Genomic DNA, 564 nt, shown 5'->3' on the forward strand with positions numbered 1-564 from the left:
CCTAGATGAGTGATTCCGTGAAGGTCATGTGAAGGGGCCGCTGTGCGGGCATGGGAGGAGGGTGTCCAAGATCAAACTGTGACGAATGAGTTGGACACCCTCCTGACCGCACTGTACGTGCTGGTCGATGACCATGTCGTGCCACCCCGAACTGGGCGTGGGCGGCGGCCGGTGTTGACGGACAGTGAGCTGATCACGATGGCTGTGGCGCAGGTGTTGCAGCGTTACGGCAGTGAGCGACGCTGGATCCGGCATATCCACGCCGATCCCGGGTGGCGTGCGATGTTCCCGGCGATGCTGGGCCAGTCCGGGTATCACAAGCGGCTGAAGGCCGCGCAACCGTTGCTGCGCAAGGCAATCCTCACCGTGGCCGCGTGCTGTCCGTCGTGGTTCGACGACTTGTGGATCACCGATGCCACCCCGGTACCGTGCGGGATGTCGCGGGAAACGGTGAAGCGCTCGGACCTGGCCGGACACGCCGGTTACGGTTACTGTGCGTCGCATTCCCGGTTGTACTGGGGGCTGAAGCTCTACCTCGTCTGCGCCGGTGACGGAATGCCGGTC

1 pseudogene is annotated in these 564 nt (G+C 63.8%); it reads left to right on the forward strand.

Going from position 1 to position 564, the window contains the following annotated elements:
* Positions 1-78 precede the first annotated feature (78 nt).
* Positions 79-564 (forward strand): annotated as a pseudogene (locus tag ACM6LU_RS39195) (IS982 family transposase); the annotation flags it as partial.

It is taken from the genome of Amycolatopsis sp. cmx-11-51 (assembly GCF_047608665.1).
In the GTDB taxonomy this organism is placed as follows: Bacteria; Actinomycetota; Actinomycetes; order Mycobacteriales; family Pseudonocardiaceae; genus Amycolatopsis.